15 protein-coding genes are annotated in these 19129 nt (G+C 65.0%); 9 read left to right on the top strand and 6 right to left on the bottom strand.

The features are described from left to right. Positions 1–67: 67 nt before the first annotated feature. The 3 genes from OPV09_RS24495 (at position 68) to OPV09_RS24505 (ending at position 5852) form a co-directional block, all read left to right on the top strand. A complete protein-coding gene (locus OPV09_RS24495; protein ID WP_338679594.1) occupies positions 68–1819 on the top strand; it encodes an ABC transporter ATP-binding protein in 1752 nt (583 codons plus the stop codon). Then, a complete protein-coding gene (locus OPV09_RS24500) occupies positions 1809–3617 on the top strand; it encodes an ABC transporter ATP-binding protein (RefSeq protein WP_338679595.1) in 1809 nt (602 codons plus the stop codon). Before OPV09_RS24495 ends, OPV09_RS24500 begins: the two co-directional genes overlap by 11 nt. A gap of 183 nt (positions 3618–3800) precedes the next feature. Beyond that, positions 3801–5852: a GGDEF domain-containing protein gene (locus tag OPV09_RS24505; protein ID WP_338679596.1), complete on the top strand. Its 2052-nt coding sequence runs from the start codon at positions 3801–3803 to the stop codon at positions 5850–5852. 30 nt (positions 5853–5882) lie between these two features. Here the strand turns inward: OPV09_RS24505 and OPV09_RS24510 are convergent, their stop codons facing one another. Together OPV09_RS24510 and OPV09_RS24515 are read right to left on the bottom strand one after the other, a co-directional pair. Then, positions 5883–6215, bottom strand: coding sequence for a hypothetical protein (locus tag OPV09_RS24510; RefSeq protein WP_034747273.1), 333 nt, complete (start codon positions 6213–6215; stop codon positions 5883–5885). A 137-nt stretch (positions 6216–6352) separates the two neighbouring features. Then, positions 6353–7633 carry a cytochrome-c peroxidase gene (locus tag OPV09_RS24515; RefSeq protein ID WP_338679597.1) on the bottom strand — a complete coding sequence of 427 codons (1281 nt, stop codon included), beginning with the start codon at positions 7631–7633 and terminating at the stop codon, positions 6353–6355. Positions 7634–7796: 163 nt separating this feature from the next. Between OPV09_RS24515 and acpA the strand changes: the two genes are divergently transcribed. Continuing rightward, entirely contained in the window at positions 7797–9917 is a 2121-nt protein-coding gene (gene acpA / locus OPV09_RS24520; protein WP_338679598.1) for an acid phosphatase, read from the top strand. A gap of 66 nt (positions 9918–9983) precedes the next feature. Here the strand turns inward: acpA and OPV09_RS24525 are convergent, their stop codons facing one another. Beyond that, entirely contained in the window at positions 9984–10889 is a 906-nt protein-coding gene (locus OPV09_RS24525; protein ID WP_338679599.1) for a hypothetical protein, read from the bottom strand. Positions 10890–11057: 168 nt separating this feature from the next. Here OPV09_RS24525 and OPV09_RS24530 point away from each other — a divergent pair, with 168 nt between their 5' ends. Next, complete coding sequence (locus tag OPV09_RS24530) at positions 11058–11942, top strand: hypothetical protein (protein ID WP_072455598.1); 885 nt, start codon at positions 11058–11060, stop codon at positions 11940–11942. Next, positions 11939–13441, top strand: a complete 1503-nt coding sequence (locus OPV09_RS24535) for a hypothetical protein (protein ID WP_338679600.1) — start codon at positions 11939–11941, stop codon at positions 13439–13441. The genes OPV09_RS24530 and OPV09_RS24535 overlap by 4 nt, the downstream gene beginning before the upstream one ends. A 155-nt stretch (positions 13442–13596) precedes the next feature. Here OPV09_RS24535 and OPV09_RS24540 read toward each other — a convergent pair whose 3' ends face one another. After that, positions 13597–14016, bottom strand: coding sequence for a hypothetical protein (locus tag OPV09_RS24540; RefSeq protein WP_081368300.1), 420 nt, complete (start codon positions 14014–14016; stop codon positions 13597–13599). 293 nt (positions 14017–14309) lie between these two features. On the opposite strand from OPV09_RS24540, the gene OPV09_RS24545 reads away from it, so the two are divergent. Beyond that, the gene (locus OPV09_RS24545; RefSeq protein ID WP_338679601.1) at positions 14310–15380 is read left to right on the top strand and encodes a hypothetical protein; all 1071 of its coding nucleotides are present in this window, start codon (positions 14310–14312) and stop codon (positions 15378–15380) included. Here the strand turns inward: OPV09_RS24545 and OPV09_RS24550 are convergent. Continuing rightward, entirely contained in the window at positions 15373–16332 is a 960-nt protein-coding gene (locus OPV09_RS24550) for a LysR family transcriptional regulator (RefSeq protein ID WP_338679602.1), read from the bottom strand. The two genes, OPV09_RS24545 and OPV09_RS24550, sit on opposite strands and share 8 nt — an antisense overlap. A 109-nt stretch (positions 16333–16441) precedes the next feature. Here OPV09_RS24550 and OPV09_RS24555 point away from each other — a divergent pair, with 109 nt between their 5' ends. Together OPV09_RS24555 and OPV09_RS24560 are read left to right on the top strand one after the other, a co-directional pair. Beyond that, positions 16442–17281, top strand: coding sequence for a phytanoyl-CoA dioxygenase family protein (locus OPV09_RS24555; protein WP_338679603.1), 840 nt, complete (start codon positions 16442–16444; stop codon positions 17279–17281). Continuing rightward, the gene (locus OPV09_RS24560) at positions 17281–18102 is read left to right on the top strand and encodes a sugar phosphate isomerase/epimerase (RefSeq protein ID WP_338679604.1); all 822 of its coding nucleotides are present in this window, start codon (positions 17281–17283) and stop codon (positions 18100–18102) included. Before OPV09_RS24555 ends, OPV09_RS24560 begins: the two co-directional genes overlap by 1 nt. On the opposite strand, the gene OPV09_RS24565 is transcribed toward OPV09_RS24560, so the two are convergent. Continuing rightward, entirely contained in the window at positions 18087–19016 is a 930-nt protein-coding gene (locus tag OPV09_RS24565; protein WP_034747244.1) for a LysR family transcriptional regulator, read from the bottom strand. The genes OPV09_RS24560 and OPV09_RS24565 overlap by 16 nt on opposite strands. Between the last annotated feature and the right edge of the window lie 113 nt (positions 19017–19129).

Raw genomic sequence — 19129 nt, forward strand, 5'->3', positions numbered from 1 at the left:
GTACTTTCCGTCCGCGTGCCCGTCCTTCCGCCCCGCGACACCCCATTACTAAAAACAAAAGGTAACCATGAGTTTATCGAGGCTCATCGCCGGCTTCGTGCGTCAGCATTGGCCGGCGTATGCCGCCGCTGCCGTCATGCTGACAGGCGTGGCAACACTGACCGTCTGGATCCCGCGCCGCGTGGGCGCCATCATCGACGCGCTGGCCGCCCACCGCATGACGGCGGCCGAACTGTGGCTTGAGCTGCTGACCCTGCTCGCCGTCGGCGTCGTCATCTACTTCCTGCGCGTGGGCTGGCGCATCACCCTGTTCAAGGCCGCCTACCAGCTGGGCGTGATGCTGCGCACGCGCTTCTACACGCGCATGTCGCAGCAGGGCGCGTCGTTCTACCAGAACCAGCGCACGGGCGACCTGATGGCGCTGGCGACGAACGACATCGACGCCATCGAAATGGCCGCAGGCGAAGCCATGCTGGCCGGCTTCGACGGCACCCTGACCCTGCTGATGGTGCTCGGCATCATGCTGCTGGGCGTGGACTGGCGCCTGGCCTGCATCGCCCTCTTGCCCTTCCCCTTGATGGGACTGGCCTTCTGGCGCATCTCGAGCCATATCCACACGGCGTCGACGGATTCCTTAAAGCGCTTTGCCGCGCTGAACGACCATGTGCAGGAATCGCTGTCGGGCGTGCGCACCTTGCGCGCGCTGGGCCTGGAAGAGCGCAGCAGCAAGCAGTTTTCCACGCTGGCCGGCCACGCAGCCAACGCCAGCCTGACGGCGCAGCGCTGGGAAGCGGCGTACGAACCGGCCGTCGGCCTGACCCTGACGGCCGCCACGGCTCTGACCCTGGGCCTGGGCGGCTACCTCGTGTGGCAAGACCAGCTGACCATCGGCGCGCTGACAAGCTTTTCCATGTACCTGGGCCAGCTGATCTGGCCCATGTTCGCCGCCGGCTGGGTACTGTCCCTGATCGAACGGGGCCGCGCCGCCTGGCAGCGCTTGCAGCCGATGCTGGACGCGCCGCTGGCCATCGACGACCACGGCACTATCGCCACGCTCACGCCCGGCCCCCTGCAATTGCAGGACGTCGGCTTTGCCTACGCGGGCCAGACGGCGCCGGCGCTGTCCGGCATCTCGCTGCGTTTGCAACCGGGCCAGACCCTGGGCCTCGTCGGTCCGACGGGCAGCGGCAAGTCGACCCTGCTGCGCGTGCTGCTGCGCCAGGTGACGCCGCAATCGGGCACGGCCACGTGGAATGGCCAGCCGCTCGACGCCTACACCCTGCACGCGCTGCGCGCTGCCATCAGCTGGGTGCCGCAGGAGTCGTTCCTGTTCTCCGCCACCATCGCCGACAATATCGCCCTGGCCCGTCCCGGCGCCACGCGCGAGGAAGTGGAACGGGCAGCGCAGCTGGCCGACATCCACGACGATATCCTTCAATTTCCCGAAGGCTATGCCACCCACGTGGGCGAGAAAGGCATCACCCTGTCCGGCGGCCAGCGCCAGCGCGTGGCGATTGCACGGGCCCTGCTGGCCGACAACGGCTTGCTGCTGCTCGATGACGCGCTGTCCGCCGTCGATACGGGCACGGAAACGCGCATCCTGCAGCACCTGGAAGAACTGCGCGCGCGCCGCCCCGAGCGCAGCGCCATCATCGCCAGCCACCGCCTGAGCGCCGTCGTCAACGCGGACCTGATCCTGGTCCTGCGCGACGGCCACGTCACGGAAACGGGCAACCACGACGCGCTGATGCAGCGCGACGGCTGGTATGCCAGCCAGTGGCGCTATCAACAACTGGAGGCCAGCCTCGATGCCATCTAAGACAGTACAAACAGATACAGCCACCCAATCCGTGCGCCGCCAGGCCGCGCAAGCGATCGGCCTGCTGCGCCGCGCCGCCGCGCCCGACCTGCGCCATTTATATTGGGCCACGTTCTGGCTGATCATCGCCGCCGCGCTCGAAGTGACGGGACCGATCCTGGGCAAGGCCCTGATCGACCAGCACCTGCTGCCGCGCCACCTCGACTGGACGCGCATGTCGCTGCTGCTGGGCGGCTGCCTGCTGACGGGCTGGGTCGCGTCCGGCCTGCGCTATCTGCAGCTGGTGCGCCTGTCCGGCCTGGCCATGCGCTCGGTGCAGCGCCTGCGCGAAACTGTCTACCAGCACGTGCTGCGCCTGCCGATGAGTTTTTTCGACCGCGCCATCACGGGGCAGCTGGTCAGCCGCGTCACCAACGACACGGAAGCCGTGAAATCGCTGTACGTGCAGGTGCTGTTCGTCATCCTCGACAGCTCCATCGTTTTGGTCGGCACCATGGCCGCCATGGCTTTCCTCGACTGGCGTTTGATGCTGATCGTGCTGGCCCTGCTGCCGGCCGTGCTGGTCATCGTCTTCCTGTACCAGCGCTGGAGCGCGCCGGCCGTCACGCGCGCACGCGCCCTGCGCAGCGAGATCAACGGCCAGATCGCCGAATCGATCGGCGGCATGAGCGTGCTGCAGGCGAATAACGCGGAAAAGCGCTTCGGTGCCCGCTTCACGGGCATCAACCAGGACCACTACACAGCGCGCATGCAGGAATTGCGCGCCAACGCCTGGCTGCTGCGCCCCGCGCTCGACATGCTCAATATCGTGCTGCTGGCCGTCGTCATCTTCAGCTTCGGCCGGCGCGAGATGGGCGCCGTGGAAGTGGGCGTGCTGTATGCGTTCATCAGCTACATCGCGCGCGTGATCGAGCCGCTGATCCAGATCACCATGCAGTTCAGCCAGTTGCAGCAGTCGGTGGTGGCCACGGCGCGCGTCTCGGCCCTGCTCGACGAAGCACAAGCGCTCGAACATGCGCAGGGAAGGGAAACACCGGCCCTGCGGCATGCGACAGCGGGCAGCGAACTGCCCGCCGTCGACATCAGGAAGCTGACGTTCGCCTACGTGGAAAACCAGCCCGTGCTGCACGACCTGTCGCTGACGATACCGCAAGGTGCTTTCTTCGGCATCGTCGGCCACACGGGCAGCGGCAAGTCGACCCTGCTGTCGCTGCTGCTGCGCTTTTACCCCGTCACGCAGGGCAGCATCGCCATCAACGGCGTGGCCCTCGACAGCATCGACAACGAGCACTTCCGCGCCGACGTGGGCCTGGTGCCGCAAGACCCGTTCCTGCTGGCCGCCTCGGCACGCGAAAACATCGACATGGGCCGCGGCCACACGCAGGCACAGATCGAGACGGCCGCGCGCGCCGCGCATGCGCACGACTTCATCGCGGCGCTGGAACACGGCTACGACACGCCGCTGGGCGAAGGCGGCTCGCGCCTGTCGTCGGGGCAGAAGCAGCTGATCGCCATTGCCCGCGCGCTGGCCGGCCAGCCGCGCATCTTGCTGCTCGACGAAGCGACATCGCGCATCGATAGCCAGACGGAGCAGATCGTGCAGCTGGCCCTCAACGAATTGCGCGGCAAGGTCACCATCATCGCCATCGCCCACCGCCTGTCGACCATCCGCGAGGCCGACCGTATCATCGTACTCAATCACGGCCGCATCACGGAAGCGGGGCCGCACGACGCCCTGATGCAGATCGAAGGCGGCCTGTACCAGCGCCTGTACCTGCTGCAGCAGTTGGCCCAGTAGTAGCGCCTTGTCAATGCCGGCCGTGTGCACTTTCGCAAATTTCTGCGGTGCGCATGATATTTCTTGATTGCAACAGAATATAATCTGTTACAGACAGGTGGTCATTGCGGGAGCGGGACGTTGGCAGGCAGACAGAGACGGGCATCATGGCGAAAGGCGCATTGGCTGCTGGTATTGGCCTGCATGCTGCCGCCTGCCGCGCACGCCCAGGCCGGCAGCAACCTCGAGGAGTATCTGACCGCCGTGCGCGACGATGGCCGCTTCGTGCCCGCGCGCGCCCTGCAGCGCCTGCAAGAAGTCGAGACGCAGGCGCGCAGCGCTCCCTTGCCCGTACGCGCGGAATTCCTGACCCAACTGAGCCACGCCCGCATGCGCCTGGGGCAGAATGATATCGCCATGCAGCTGGCCGAAGAGCTGATCGCCTACGCCCGCCTGAACAAGAGCGACGTGGCGCTGGCGAAAGGCATGCTCAACAAGGCCTACATCACGTTTGCCCGGAACGAGCGCCGCGCCTCGCACCTGCTGGCCTTTGAGGCGGAAAAGATCGCCAACCGCACGGACGACCTGCCCGTGCGCGTGCAGGCGGCCATCAGCGCAGGGCAGTCGTGGGCCGAGGAAGGTAATTTCCCGTTTGCGCTGGCCAAGCTGCAGGCGGCCGTCGACCTGGCGCGCCAGAGCAAATCCCCGTCCAGCCTGGCCGCCGCCCTGAACGCCCTCACCCTGCTGTACACGCAGATGCGCGAATACGACAAGGGTTTCGAGGTGCTCGACGAACTGCTGGCCGTGTCCAGCACCCTGGCATCGCCGGGCCGCATGGCGCAGGCGAAGAATACGGAGTACGGGCTGGCGCTCGACGCGCAGCAGCCGCAGCGGGGCCAGCGCGCCCTGCTGGCGGCCCTGGCGCTGGAACGCCAGTTGGGGGCGCGCGGCATGGTCGCCGTCACTCTCGTCAATCTGTCGGACAGCTACCTGAAGGAAGAAGGCTACGGGCAAACCTTGCGCTACGCGAATGAAGCCATCACGGCGGCGCGCCTCGTCAACGACGAACAGGTGGAAGCGACGGCGCGGCTCAATATCGGCCAGGCGCTGATCGGCCAGGGACGGTTGCAGGAAGGCAAGCAAAGCGTGGACACGGGCCTGGCCTACTACGAACGCACGGCCAACCAGCCGGAAATGCAGGCCGTGCTGCTGGAATACGGCATGGCGCTGGAAAAGGCGGGCGACCTGCGCGGCGCCGTCACGGCGTACCACCGCGAGCGCGGCATTTCCAACCAGCTGTTCGAAAAGCAGCGGCAAAAGGCCGTGTATGAGCTGCAAGAAAAGTATGAGGCGGAAAAGAAACAGCGCCAAATCGAACTGCTGAGCAGGGAGAATCAGCTGAAGAGCACGGAAATCGACAACCGCCGCCTGCAGCAGCGCGTGTGGTGGCTGCTGGCGCTGGTGCTGGCCATGGCGTCCGCCATCGTCGGTTTGCTGTACCGCAAGGTGCGCCATGCGAACGTGCAGCTGAAGGTGAAAAACCAGGAACTCAAGCGCCAGAGCTCGCGCGACCCGCTGACGGCCCTGTACAACCGCCGCCATTTCCAGGAATTCATGCGCAGCCATGCGGGCAAGCCGCAGCCTTCCTATGCCGGCGGCGATGTCGTGGGCGCGCTGTTCCTGCTCGACGTCGACCATTTCAAGCACATCAACGACGGCTACGGCCATGCTGCGGGCGACCTCGTGCTGACGACGATCGCCGAAACCTTGCACGACGTGTTGCGCGAAACGGACATGATCGTACGCTGGGGCGGCGAGGAATTCCTCGCTTTCCTGCCGGCCGTCGCCCGTGACGGGCTCGACGACATCGCGCGGCGCATCCTCAACGGCATGGAAGCACAAGTCATCCATTACCAGGGGCAAACCATCCAGGTGCATGTGTCCGTCGGCTTTGCGCCCTATCCGCTGGCGCCGTTGGGACGGCCGCTCACGTGGGAACGCAGCGTCAACCTGATCGACATGGCGCTGTACCTGGCCAAGGCGCACGGGCGCAACCGGGCATATGGCTTGCGCGGTTTTCGGCAGGTGGAAAGAACGACACTGGAAGCGGTGGAGCAAGACCTGGAACGCGCGTGGCGCGACGGCTTTGTCGATTTGAGCGTGGTACTGGGGGGAGCGGACGGGATGGACAAGACGGAGACGGCCGTATCAGACGGCCAAGCCAGCGAAGGCGTCGCCGCAGCCGCCATCACCTGACGGCAGCTGCGGGGCGCGCTGATGGCGTGCTTACTTGTGCGCGGCGTCCTGCATCTTTTCGCCGGCTTTTTCCACTTTCTTGCCCACGGCATCGGCCGCTTCGCTCATTTTCTTGTCCGCGTCAGCGGCGACCTGGTCCATCTTGGCGCCCGTATCGGCAGCGGCCTGGCTCACGGCAGCGTCGGCCTTGGTAGCGGCATCCTTGATGTCGGCTTCAGCCTTGGCGGCGGCCGCATCGATCTTCTGGCCAGCCTGTTCCGCAGGACCGGCGGCGGCAACATCATCCTTCTTCTGGCAGGCAGCCAGTGCCACAACCATCATGCCGGCGGCGCACACGGTCATCCAATTTTTGCTTGCTTTCATGGTATTCCCTTTCATTGTTATCAAAAGACACAGATCAGTTCGCAATATACACCTGCCTAAAATTTTCTAGCGTGCGCTAACGCACATAAAAACAGGCTTTTGTGGCGTAGTTGTAAGCAATGGTATCTTGATATCTTTTAGCCATGTTTTCCCTGTGCCGGGCGAGGTTCCCGATAGCCATCCGTCAGGGTGTGCAGGAAGGCGATCACGTCTGCGATCTCCCTGTCGTTCAGGGCTGGCGCCTGGCCCGGCTGGCGGTCGAACGGCGCTTCCACGTTCACGTTCGCCGCCAGGCCGAGCGGCAGGTCGTCGTATTTGCGCACCTTGCCGTTTTTATCCATCGGATACCATTTTTGCGGCGCCGTATCGCGCTGCACGTAAAAGCGCAGCACCTGCTCCAGGCTGGTAAAGCTGCCGTTGTGGAAGAACACCTTGCGCAGGGCGACGTTGCGCAGGGACGGCGTCTTGAAGCTGCCGCAGTACTCTTTATGTTCCATCAAGTCGGTGCGGTCCGGACCGCACAAGCCCATGTCGAAGTACGCGGGGTCCGCGTTGACAGGCAGCTTGCCATTGCGCGGCACACCGATATTGATCAAGCCGTAATCGGTAAATTGGGGAAAGGCGCCGCCGGAAGTAATCTGGCTGATATGGCAGGACGCGCAATTGCCCTTGCGTTCATCGTTGAACAGGGCCAGGCCGCGCGCTTCCTGCGGACTCAAAACGGCCTGCTTGCGCAGCACGGCGTCGTACTTGCTCGTGTACGGATAGAAGTCCAACGGGCTTTCCTGGAACACTTCCAGCGACATCAGCGCCCAGCGCAGCGCCTGGCCCGGCTGCGCGAAGATATCCGCGCCATACGTCTGGCGGAACTGCGCCGCCAGGGGGCCGGCCTGCAATTTGGCGACGACGGCGGCCGCATCGCGGTTGCCCATTTCGCGTTTGGAGAGCAAGGGCGCCAGCGCCTGCTCGTGGCCGGACTGGGCGCGGCCATCCCAGTTGCGCCCGCCCGTGGGCCCCGCGTCGACGCTGTCGTCGCCATCGTCGTCGTGATAGTGCTCGGTGAAGGCGGGCGCCGTCTGCAGGTAGCGCAGCGAGGGCGCGGCGCGCGTGCCCGCATCTTTTAGCTCTGGTCCCCCCAGCTGCACCGCCAGCCCATTCGGCGGGCCATACGCGTGCTCGGGACTGTGGCAGCTGGCGCACGACATTTTTCCTGAGACAGACAGGCTGGGCTCGAAAAACATGGCCCGTCCCATGGCCGTCATCTGGGCCACGGAAGGCTGGCGTTGCAGGGTGGGCGCGTAGGCGCCCGACAGATAGGCGGGCTTGGCGACGGCTTCTTTTTGCGCTGCAGGATGGCAGGCGGCCAGCAGACAGGCGGCCACGGCGGCAAGCAGCAAGGTGGAGTTCGTTTTCATCATGGGCTGGCAGCGTAGCAACGGCATGTGACAGCTGCGTGACAAAACCCTGCAAAACCTAATGTATCAAGTCCGTACATTACGTCATGTAACAGGGGCTGACATGTCACGCAGCTGACATATTGGCTGCCTAGCATGCGACGTTTTCCACCCAAAAGGCATGCACATGAAACCGCACTCCCACCCTGTCTTACGTCCCCTGCCTATTCTGCTGTCGCTGGGCCTGGCCGCCTGCGGCAGCAACTATGCGATCACGCCCAGCACCACGGGCCAGGTGATCGGCAGCTACTATGAAAACGCGCAGGTATGCCTCGAAAGCGCCAGCGCCAAGCTCACGTGCGACAGCGCTTCCAGCCCCGTGCGCACGGCCGCCGACGGCAGCTACACACTCGACGGCCAGGGCGCCGTGCTGGTGACCATCGGCACGGACGCCATCCGCCATGAAGTCGTCGGCGACGCAGGCACCAAGGTCACGCAAAAACTGCTGCTGCGCGCCCCTGCCGGCCACAGCACCTTCGTCAGCGCCCTGTCGACGGAACTGGCGCAAGTCATGGATGGCAATGGCGGCGACTTTGCATCCGCCAGCGGCAAGCTGGCCGCGCGCATCGGCGTGTCCGAAGCGGGCCTGGCGTCGGACTTCAACAAGGCCAGCGGCGACGAGCTGGCGAAACTGAAGGCGGAAAACGCCAGCGTGACGGCCTTGATCGCCAGCGCCAGCACGCAGGCGGCGCCCGCCGATACGCTGGCCGCACTGAATAGCAGCTTGGCGCTGAACAATATCCAGACCATCGTCGTCATCTATGCGGAAAACCGCGGCTTCGACAATCTGTACGGCCTGTTCCCGGGCGCGAACGGCGTACCGGGCGTCAACCCCACGTCAAGCGCCGCCTATGTGCCGCAGAAAGACATCGACGGCAGCACCCTGCCCGTGCTGCCACCCACCTGGGGCGGCATGACGGCGGCCGGCCAGAGCACCGTCATCACGCAGGCGCAATCGGCCAACCTGCCGAACAAGCCGTTCCAGATCGACGACGCCAGCAGCCCGCTGTACCTGCCGCAATCGGTGATCACGCGCGACCTGGTGCACCGCTTCTACAACAACCAGATGCAGATCAACGGCGGCGCCAACGACAAGTTCGCCGCCTATTCCGATGCAGGTGGTTTGAGCATGGGCTATTACGACGGCAGCAAGATGCAGCTGTGGGACATCGCGAAACAATATGCGCTGGCCGACAACCTGTTCATCGGCGCCTTCGGCGGCTCCTTCCTCACGCACCAGTACCTGATCTGCGCGTGCGCGCCCACGTATCCGAACGCGGACACTTCGGTGGCCAAGGGTTCGATCGCCAAGATCGACGTCGACGCCAACGGCAACTTCGTGCGCCTGACGCCATCCGCCACGGCGCCGAGCACGGTCTTGAACGGTGCGCCCGCCTATGCCAACGATGGAGCGCTGACGCCGGCCGACAGCACGGGCATGTTCTACGCCGTCAATACCATGCAGCCGCCGTTCCAGCCCAGCAGCAACGCGCCCGCCTCGGGCGACAGCAGCAAGCTGTTTGCGGACACGGGCAAGGCCAATACGCTGCCGCCGCAAACGCAGACGAATATCGGCGACCTGCTCTCTGGCAAGAACATCGACTGGGCCTGGTATGCGGGCGCCTGGAAGGACACGTCGGCCCTGGCCACGGCCAGCGCGCGCGCCGGCAGCTTCCCGAATCCGCCGAACTTCCAGTTCCACCACCAGCCGTTCAATTACTTTGCCAACATGGACCCCGTAAAGGCGCCCGCCTACCGCGCCGCCCACCTGCGCGACTTCGACAGCCAGTTCCTCAGCGACGCGGGCGCCGGCAAGCTGCCGCCCGTGACCTTCTACAAGCCGCAGGGCAATTTGAACCAGCACCCGGGCTACGCCAGCGTGGCCGACGGCGACGCGCACATCGCCAGCGTCATCGCCCAGCTGAAGAAAAGTCCGCAATGGAAAAACATGCTGGTCATCGTCACCTACGATGAGAACGGCGGCTTTTATGACCACGCCGCGCCGCCGAAGGGCGACCGCTGGGGTCCGGGCACGCGCGTGCCGGCCATCCTCGTCTCGCCATACGTGAAAAAGGGCTTGGTCGACCATACGCAATACGATTCAGCCTCGATCCTGCGCGCCATCACGCACCGCTTCGCCCTGCCCGTGCTCGATGGCTTGAGCACGCGCGACAAGGCGCTGGTGGCCAATGGCGGCAAGCCGATGGGCGACTTCAGCGCCGCGCTGGCGCTGGTGCCGCAAGAGTAAGGCTGAGTAAGGCTGAAAAAATTCTGCCGCCCGGCTTGGCCGCGGCGGGCGTTTTACCTGTTGGCGCTACTGCCCCGGTGACGCATCGAGCAGCGAGCGTTCGAGCAATTGCGACAGCGCCGTGCGCAGCGCCTGCGTGCGTGCCGCCAGTTCCGGCCGCTTGTAGCGCTCGGCGGCGATCAGGCTGTTTTCCAGGCAGATGCGGTCGCCCCTGGCCAGGCAAGCGTCGGCCAGGTCGAGCTGGGCGCTCGCTTGCGCCACTTTCACCTTGGCGTCGAGTTCCAGGGTGTCGGGATCGTCACCCCAGCGTTTCACGTAGATGGCCAGGCGCGTGGCGGCCAGGTCCGGCTTGCCCGCGTCGAGCGCCTGGTTGACGCTGTCCTGCAGCACCGTCCACGCCTGCGTCCGCTGTTGTTGCTTCTCGCAAGTAGCGGCGGACTTGGTAATGCTCGCCTGCAAGCGCTTGATGTGCGCGGCGGGCGCCTTGGCGCTTTTCAGCACGGCCAGCGCGCTGCGCGCCCCATCGAGGTCGCACTGCGCCGCCAGCGCAGTGGCGGCCTCGACCTGTTCCGCCACGCTGGCCGGCTTGTCGGCGGGCTTGTTATAAAACCAGATACCGGTCAGCACCACCGCCGCGGCAATCCACGTGCGCAAGCGCACGGGCGGGCGCGGCGGCGGCACCGAACCCTTGCCGGCAGGCTTGGCGGGCGGCGCCTTGGCCGGCACGGCAGGCGCTGGCGGCAAGGGTACTGGAGGGTCAGGCTTGGGAGCAGGCGCGGCAGCGGGCTGCGGTGCAGGCTGCGGCACGGGAATGGGCGGAGCCACGGGTACCGGGGGTGGCGCTACCGCTTTCTCCAGAACAGGCGCTTGCGCCACCTGGCGCGCGCCGCAAAACGGGCAATGCGCCACGCGCAGCGGCAAGGGTTGGCCGCAAGCGGCGTTGATGCAAACGTCATTCACTGTTTCAAGCACATTCCAACCTTTTCCTGGAGTCATTCCACTGCGTTCTGCCGCAATATTACCTTACGCAAGCATCACAACGGCGCACCCGCACCGTGTTCCACAGCCTTGATACCGATCAAAAAGCATCGGCCGCCGCAGCCTAAGCTGGAAGCACCGGCCAAGGACAAGGAGAACGCCATGCCAGCCCACCTGATCATCGAAGACGGCCAGCCCTGGTGGGACAGCGCCGATATCTGGGTCGTGCCGGGCAATGATCCGAATGGCCCGCCGGGTGCGCCCATCGCCGGCACCAGCAATTACCTGTGGGGCCGCGTGCACAACACGGGCAACAGCGCCTCGAACGGCGTGCGCGTGGATTTTTACTGGGCCGATCCTTCCGGCCAGATCGCCGTCGGCGCCGCCACGCAGGTCGGTTCCGCGTTTGCGGACTTGCCGCCGGGCGCCACGCAGGAAGTGCTGTGTCTGGTGCCGTGGATCCCCGTCATCGTCAATGGCGGCCACGAATGCCTGCTGGCCGTGGCCCATGGCCCGGGCGACGTCAACCCGCTGCCCGATCCCCTTCCCAACGGCTTTCCCTTCCAGCCCAAGCAGCACGAGCAGATCGCCCAGCGCAATGTCACCGTCGTGCTGGCGGCAAGACGCGCGCAATTGCTGAGCATCGCGGTGGCGGCCCTGCCCCGTGCGACGAAAAAAGTGGAGCTGCAGATTGAATATGGCGGCGAGCTGCCCGAGCGCCTGCTGGCCACCCTGGGGCTGGAGCGGTGGCAGCCGGCCAGGGACGCACGCCTGGTAGCGGGCCTGGTGCGCACGCCGCATTGCAATGGCGATGCGCCCGGTGAGCAAAAGCTGGTGCTGGAAGTGCCGCGCGGCCAGGCGCAGGCCGTGTACCTGAGCGTGCGCGCCGAAGCCTTGCCGCCACGCCAGTATGCGCTGCTGCGCGTGCTGGAAACGCGCGACGGCAAGGTCATGGGTGGCGTTACGTATGTCGTCACCGATCTCGAGAACGAGCAAGCTCAAGAGCCCGCGCAAGAACAGCACAGCCCCGAGGAGCAAGCATCATGAGCGATACCCCCCTGCAGGTGCTGACGCGGCCGTTCGCGATCGAGCCCGTCACCAATATCATGCTGCCCGATGGCATCTTCGACAATGCCATCTATGGCTTGCGCATCGCCGCCCACGTCACCAATATGTCCGGCAGCGCCCTGACGAATGTCACCGTGTACCTGGAAAGCGTGGGCGACCCCGGCATCGTGCCCGTGGCGCACACCTTTTTCTTTGCCAGCATTCCCGCCGGCGCGGCCATGCTGGTCATGTGGGATGCCGACTTCCAGCATGCGGCGCCCGGCAAGCGCCTGGTCAGCTTTGTCGCCAAGGCGGACGGCCACACGCCGCACCGCTCGATCCAGCAAATCTTCGTGTCGCAGACGCGCTTCGACAGCGCCACCAACACCTACACGTGCACGGTCGAGGAAGGCACGCTGGAACTGTCCAAACCGCAAGGCCACCTGCCGGGCAAGCGCTGGGGCAGCACGGGCACGGATGGGAAGGAGTGCCGCTGCCCGCCCGGCCTGGGTCCCATCGTGCCGACCGGCATGACCCTCGTCTGGACGCCGAACCCCGCTTATGCGGGCACGCACGGAGACTTGCCGTTTTCCGACCCGTGGTGGAAAGTGCTCGCCATCATCATTGCCATCATCGCCGCATTGGTGGCCATCATTGCCGCCGCGCTCGGTTCGGGCAAGGCCAGCTTCAGCGTGGGCGGCACCTTCGAGGAAACCGATCCCAGCGTCGATTGCTGCTCACTCGAGGGGGCCGGCTCGGGCCAGCCCGAATTCACGGTGGCGGGCGTGGCTTCGGCCATCGCCTCGGGCGCCATCGCCGTCGCCTGCTCCGATATCGCGGACCCGTTCTGGCGTGGCCAGGAAGCAACACCACCGGCCGCCGGCGAACTGACCCTGGCCGAGCGCGTGGTGGCGAAATGGGTGTTGCCGGAAGCGCCGAACGCGGGCTTGCCCTACACGGCCGACATCAGCTGGGAATATCAGCGTTTCACGACGGGCGCCACCTACCAGCATGCCGTCACCGAAACGCAAGTCAACATCCACGTGGCGGGGCCAGTGGAAACGGATACGCCCGCCGTCGTGCAGGCCTATGAACCGTTGTGGATACGCGCCAGCTTCAGGCGCGACAATGGCAATGTCTTCCGCGGCACGGAACTGTATGCCTTCGTGCTATTCCAGGCGCCGCAAGGCCTGTATTTCGTCGAATCGCTGACCGACAACGGCCTGGGCTTCGACCCGGGCGCCAACGATGGCGTCTACGCAGGCAGCCTGGACTTGAAGCGCGCTTACCGCACACTGCTGCAATATGATCAAAAGGTCTATGGCACGTGGAGAGTCTTCGTCTTCGCCCAGGACGTCAACCTGACCAAGCCCGGCACGCCGCCCGAAATCGCCGCCCAGCACATCGGCGGCATGTTCGTCGCCAGCGCCATCGAAATCACCTTCGACGACACCCTGCCCTGCCCGCTCAAGGCGCAGGCGAATATCGTCGTGGTGTAGTAAGAAGCGAGGTCAGGCGTAGGTCGCGTAGGTCGGATTAGCGGGGCAAAGCCCCGCGTAATCCGACAACATTGTTGGCACCGCGCGCACGCGAAAGGCAACAGAGGAAGTATCCTGGGGCAGGCAACATCTCCCCGGCCTTGTATCAGCCGTTCTTAAACCTTGACGCTTTCAGCCTTGGCAATGAGGGTACGAGGAATAATATCCGTCGCCGGGCAAGTATCCATCGCATCCGAATACGCAAGCCAGCGTTGCAGGCTTTCCATGCGGCGAATCGTGATGCCCTTGCCATTGATGTAGCCGATCTGCTCGAAATTGGCGGGGCTGGTGGTCAGTTTCGACACGGTGGGCGCATTGTCGACCAGGCGGTCGTAGGCCTTGCGCGCCTTGTGCTCCCACTTGGCCAGCACGGGGTCGTCAAAGCGGTTGCTTTCAAAATACACGGTGATGGTGCGGTCGTGGTTGGCAAAGCCGACGATGGCCGCACCCTTGCGTATGGTCAACAGGACATCTTCCTTGACGCCCGTGACGGGAACGAAGACGGCGGCGCGCCCATCCGTATCCGGCCGCTCCATGGGAATATCTTGTCCGATTATGCTCATCGCATCACACTCTTAGTTCTGGCTTGTCAGCCTGTTGTATTGATATGATTCTGTGGAACCGCGCCGGGCGCAAACGGGCTCTACCGCTGCTCCCCGCTCTGTCCAAGCTCGCCGTCAAGCGGTTTATCAATAATACATTGCCGTGTGGCACTACACAAGATCACCAGCGCCACAGGCAAGCGGCCCTACGCCCGATGGCGAATGGCGGCGCCCGCGGCAATCGCCTTATAATGCCGTGTTTACTTCACGCCCGACACCTTCGCACCATGACGCTTCCCGAGAATGACACCAGCCGGCTCGACGCCATCAGCGCCGCCGCCACCGAAGTGGCCGCGCAAAACGTGGCCGACCTGCTGGCCATGGCCATCTGCCACCGCCCGGACGAACCGTCCCTGATCGTCTGCGACAAGCGCAGCTGGCTCAACGTCGTGCTGACGGAAGCGTATCGCCAGGCCTTGCCGGACGCGGCCTTCATCGATTTCGACGAGGTCACGCCCGAGGCCGTACTGGCCGCGTTTGCCGACCTGCCGGCCGGCAGCCTCGTCGTGCTGATCCAGTCGACCAGCTTCCGCCTGGAAGCGTTCCGCATCCGCATCGAGTTGTTCAAGCGCGGCCTGAAAGTGATCGAGCACGTGCATCTGTCGCGCATGCCCGGCGTGCAGGGGCTGCACTACATCGCCTCGCTGGCCTACGACCCCGCCTACTACCGGGGTGTAGGCCACGCCTTGAAAGCGCGCATCGACGGGGCCCGCCACGGCATGGTCGACAGCGGCGGCGAACAGCTGGTGTTCGCTTCGCCATTCGAGGGCGCCAAGCTCAATATCGGCGACTACAGCGGCATGAACAATATCGGCGGCCAGCTTCCGCTGGGCGAAGTATTCACGGAAGCGCAGGACCTGGAAGCCGTGAACGGGCGCGTGCGCATCTTTGTTTTTGGCGACACGCACTTCATGGTCAACCGCCCCGACACGCCGATCACGCTGATTATCGACAAGGGCAGAGTGACGGGGACGGAAAACGCCACGCCGGAATTTACCGCCATGCTGGAGATCATCCGCGCGCACGAAGGCGAAGTGTGGGTGCGCGAACTGGGCTTCGGCATGAACCGCGCCTTTTCGCGCGAACAGCTGGTCAACGACATCGGCACGTATGAACGCATGTGCGGCATCCATCTGTCGCTGGGCGCCAAGCACGGCGTCTACACGAAACCGCAATTCAAGCGCAAGGATGCGCGCTACCACGTCGATATCTTCGCCGTCACCGAAGCAGTTTATCTGGACGACGAGCGCGTGTACGCCGATGGCGCGTGGACGGTGGAGCCGGTCGCCTTCAGTTAAAAAAACCCGCCGCTTCCAGCTCGCGGTCCCATGGCGGCACGGGCTGGTATTCGGCCACGAGGAAATCGATCAGCGCGCGCACCTTGGGCGACGGCTGGCGGCTGGCCGGATACAGGGCGCTCAAGTGATTCAGGGGCAGCTCCCAGTCCGTCAGCACTGGCACCAGACTGCCATCGAGCAGATTACGCCAGGCGAGGAAGGTGGTGCTGTAGACGATGCCGAGACCCCGCTGCGCCGCCTGGTGCAGCACCAGCCCGTTATTTGCTGTAAAACCCGCCTGTACGCGCACGCTCACGTCTTCGCGCGACTTGCCTTCTCCACGCTGGAAATGCCAGTTCGTGCCATCAGTCAGGTGGCTGAAATGCAGGCACTGGTGCCGCAATAGCTCTTGCGGCGTCTGCGGCACGCCCCATTGCGCCAGGTAGGCGGGGCTGGCGCACAGCACGGCGCGGCACGGCGCCAGCGGCCGCATGGCCAGCGCGCTGCTGTCCGGGATGCCGCCTACGCGTATCGTCAAGTCAAATCCGTGGCGTATCGGGTCGAGCAGCGCATCGTCGACAAACAACTCGGCCTGCACCTGCGGGTGCCGCAGGCTGAAACGGGCGACGGCGTCGGCCAGCCACGCGCTGCCGAAACTCGACGGCGCCTGGATGCGCAGCGGCCCTGCCAGCTCCGCTCCCGCTCCCGCCTGCGCCACGTGCGCCACCATGCGCGCCGCTTCCTGCGCCTGGCTGACGGTGGCCATGCACGGCGCCAGATAGGCGCGGCCCGCGTCCGTCAAGCTCACTTCGCGCGTGGAGCGGTGCAGCAGCCGCGCATGCAGGCGTTCTTCCAGCTGCATGATGGTCTTGCTGACCATGGCCCGCGTCAAGCCCAGGCGCTGCCCGGCCACCGTAAAGCTGCGCTGGCGCGCCACTTCGACAAAAATTTCCATCGCTTTTAATTGATCCATGTCAAAGATTGTCTGCGTTTTGGCGACAATCTGTCAACCGCTGGGCGATTGTTTGCCGCCCTCGCCCATCCTACAATGGCGCTTTCTACTGACTTCAGGAGCCGCCACCATGCTAACGATCGAACAACAAGAACAGTATCAACGCGACGGCTACATCATCCTGCCCGGTTTCAAGGGTGCAGACGACATCGCCGCCCTGCGCGCGCGCGCCGAGCAGATTGTCAACGAATTCGATCCCAGCCTGAGTCAATCCATCTTCACCACGCGCGACCAGGCAAAGAACACCAACGATTATTTCCTCGCGTCCGACAACACCATCCGCTGCTTCTTCGAGGAAGAAGCGTTCGGTCCGGACGGCCAGTTGAAGCAGGCCAAATCGCTGTCGATCAACAAGATCGGCCACGCCATGCACGACCTGGACCCCGTCTTCCGCGCTTTTTCGGCCGATCCGAAACTGGCTGAAGTGGCACGCGACCTGGGCCTGGCGGACGCGCAGGTGTGGCAATCGATGTACATCTTCAAGCAGCCCGGCATCGGCGGCGAAGTGCGCTGGCACCAGGACGCCACGTATTTCGAGACCACGCCGATCAGCGTGACCACCTTCTGGTTCGCGCTGGAAGACGCGACCCTCGACAACGGCTGCCTGTGGGCGGAACCGGGCGGCCACCGCGGTCCCCTGCGCGAACGCTTCATCCGCAACGGCGACCAGGTGCGCGTGGAAAAACTCGATGCCATGCCGTGGCCCGACGACAGCACGGCCGTGCCGCTGGAAGTGAAGGCGGGCGCCCTCGTCTGCTTCCACGGCTTGCTGCCCCATTACAGCGCGCCGAACCGCTCGCCCGTGTCGCGCCACGCCTACACCTTGCACGCCACCGACGGCCGGACACAATACGCGGCCCACAACTGGATCCAGCGCGACGACTCCTTCCCCGTGCGGGGCTTCGTCTGATGCGCATCGACGTCTTCGCCGCCCACTGGGGCAATAACGCGCTGCCGCCCGAGGTCTTCATCGACAAGGTGCTCGATGCCGGCTTCGATGGCATCGAGATGTCGCTACCGCTGGACGCCGCCCTGCGCGAGGAATGGACGGACCGCATCGCCAAGGCGGGACTGCAACTGATCGCCGCGCAGTGGGAAACCGTGTTCCACAGCGACTTCGCGCTGCACCGCGCGGCTCTCGCCGAGCTGCTGGAAAACGCCTGCCTGGCACGCCCCGTGCTGGTCAACACGCACACGGGCAAGGATTTTTATACGCAGGTGCAAAACGCAGAACTGCTCGACCTGGCCGCCGCCATCTCGGCCAGGCACGGCGTGCCCATCGTGCATGAAATCCACCGCAGCCGTTTCAGCGGCCACCCGATGCTGCTGCTGCCGTATCTGCGGCAGTATCCCGATCTGCCCTTGACGGCCGACCTGTCGCACTGGTGCTGCGCCTGCGAATCGCTGCTGGAAGACCAGCCGCACACGCTGGCACAAGTGCTGCCGCTGGTGCGCCACGTGCACGCGCGCGTGGGCCATGCGCAGGGGCCGCAAGTAGCCGACTTCCGCGCACCGGAAGCGAAACCTGCGCTCGACGCCCACCTGGCCTGGTGGGACGCCATCGTCGCCCTGCGCCGCGCGGCCGGCGCCGAACGCATGACGTTCACGCCGGAATTCGGCCCCGCGCCGTACACGCAAACCTTGCCGTGGACGCAGCAGCCCGTGAGCGACGCGTGGGAACAGAACGTCGCGATGCTGCAGCTTTTACGCCAGCGCTATCCGACGGACTGAGGAAACTGCGCAAAATTGGCCTGCACGAAATCGATGAAGGTGCGCAGCGGCGCTGGCAGATGGCGCCGGCCCGCATAGTATAAAAACGGGCCGGGAAAGGGCATCGCCCAGTCTTCCAGCACGGGCTGCAGCTGGCCCGCATCGATATATGGCTGCAGCCACTCTTCAAACAGATAGACGAGGCCATGGCCGGCGATGGCCATGCTGACCGCAAAATCGGCCGCCGTCGGCGTGACGATCACGGGGCCGTCCGGCTCCACGCTCACTTTTTGCCCGTCCCGCTCGAACTCCCACGGTGGAACCGCGCCGCTGAGGAATTTCCCCAGCAGGCAGGCGTGCCGCAGCAGGTCGCGCGGATGCACGGGCACGCCGCGCTGCGCCAGGTAGGACGGTGAGCCGGCCACCGCGAAGCGCTGCGTGCGGGGGCCGATGGGGATGGCGATCATGTCCTGCTCCAGCCGCTCGCCATAGCGGATGCCCGCGTCGCAGCCGCTGGCGACGACATCGACAAAATTATTATCGACCACCAGCTCGACCCTGATCTGCGGATAGGCGCGCAGGAACTGGTCGACCATGGGCTGCAAAAAGAAGCGCGCCGCGTTGACCGGCACGTTCAGGCGCAAGGTGCCGCGCGGGCTATCGCGCAAGTCGTTCAGCACATCGAGCGCGCTGCTCACTTCATCGAGCGCCGGGCGCAAACGCGTCAGCAGCAGCGCACCGGCCGCCGTCGGCGTCACGCTGCGCGTCGTGCGTTCCAGCAGGCGGATGCCCAGCTGCTGCTCCAGCCGCCGCAGCGCCTCGCTCATGGCGGACGCGGACTGGCCGCTGGCGCGCGCGGCCTGACGGAAACCCCGGTGTTGGGCCACCAGGGCAAAGGCGGACAAATCGGCCATGGAAGGGCTGTCTGCATGCATGGGAAGAGCTTTCATTGTGCGTAAATGAGTACAGCCTGTGCCGGATTGACCCGATTATCATACAGCGCAATCGGCCTTACGATGGCTGCTCCCTTACTCGACCACCACACAGG

Source organism: Janthinobacterium sp. TB1-E2 (genome assembly GCF_036885605.1).
In the GTDB taxonomy this organism is placed as follows: domain Bacteria; phylum Pseudomonadota; class Gammaproteobacteria; order Burkholderiales; family Burkholderiaceae_D; genus Janthinobacterium; species Janthinobacterium aestuarii.

Coding starts and splice junctions, on each gene's coding strand:
- OPV09_RS24495 (WP_338679594.1), top strand. CDS start 68: ATGAGTTTATCGAGGCTCATCGCCGGCTTCGTGCGTCAGCATTGGCCG.
- OPV09_RS24500 (WP_338679595.1), top strand. CDS start 1,809: ATGCCATCTAAGACAGTACAAACAGATACAGCCACCCAATCCGTGCGC.
- OPV09_RS24505 (WP_338679596.1), top strand. CDS start 3,801: ATGCTGCCGCCTGCCGCGCACGCCCAGGCCGGCAGCAACCTCGAGGAG.
- OPV09_RS24510 (WP_034747273.1), bottom strand. CDS start 6,215: ATGAAAGCAAGCAAAAATTGGATGACCGTGTGCGCCGCCGGCATGATG.
- OPV09_RS24515 (WP_338679597.1), bottom strand. CDS start 7,633: ATGATGAAAACGAACTCCACCTTGCTGCTTGCCGCCGTGGCCGCCTGT.
- acpA (WP_338679598.1), top strand. CDS start 7,797: ATGAAACCGCACTCCCACCCTGTCTTACGTCCCCTGCCTATTCTGCTG.
- OPV09_RS24530 (WP_072455598.1), top strand. CDS start 11,058: ATGCCAGCCCACCTGATCATCGAAGACGGCCAGCCCTGGTGGGACAGC.
- OPV09_RS24535 (WP_338679600.1), top strand. CDS start 11,939: ATGAGCGATACCCCCCTGCAGGTGCTGACGCGGCCGTTCGCGATCGAG.
- OPV09_RS24540 (WP_081368300.1), bottom strand. CDS start 14,016: ATGGAGCGGCCGGATACGGATGGGCGCGCCGCCGTCTTCGTTCCCGTC.
- OPV09_RS24545 (WP_338679601.1), top strand. CDS start 14,310: ATGACGCTTCCCGAGAATGACACCAGCCGGCTCGACGCCATCAGCGCC.
- OPV09_RS24550 (WP_338679602.1), bottom strand. CDS start 16,332: ATGGATCAATTAAAAGCGATGGAAATTTTTGTCGAAGTGGCGCGCCAG.
- OPV09_RS24555 (WP_338679603.1), top strand. CDS start 16,442: ATGCTAACGATCGAACAACAAGAACAGTATCAACGCGACGGCTACATC.
- OPV09_RS24560 (WP_338679604.1), top strand. CDS start 17,281: ATGCGCATCGACGTCTTCGCCGCCCACTGGGGCAATAACGCGCTGCCG.
- OPV09_RS24565 (WP_034747244.1), bottom strand. CDS start 19,016: ATGCATGCAGACAGCCCTTCCATGGCCGATTTGTCCGCCTTTGCCCTG.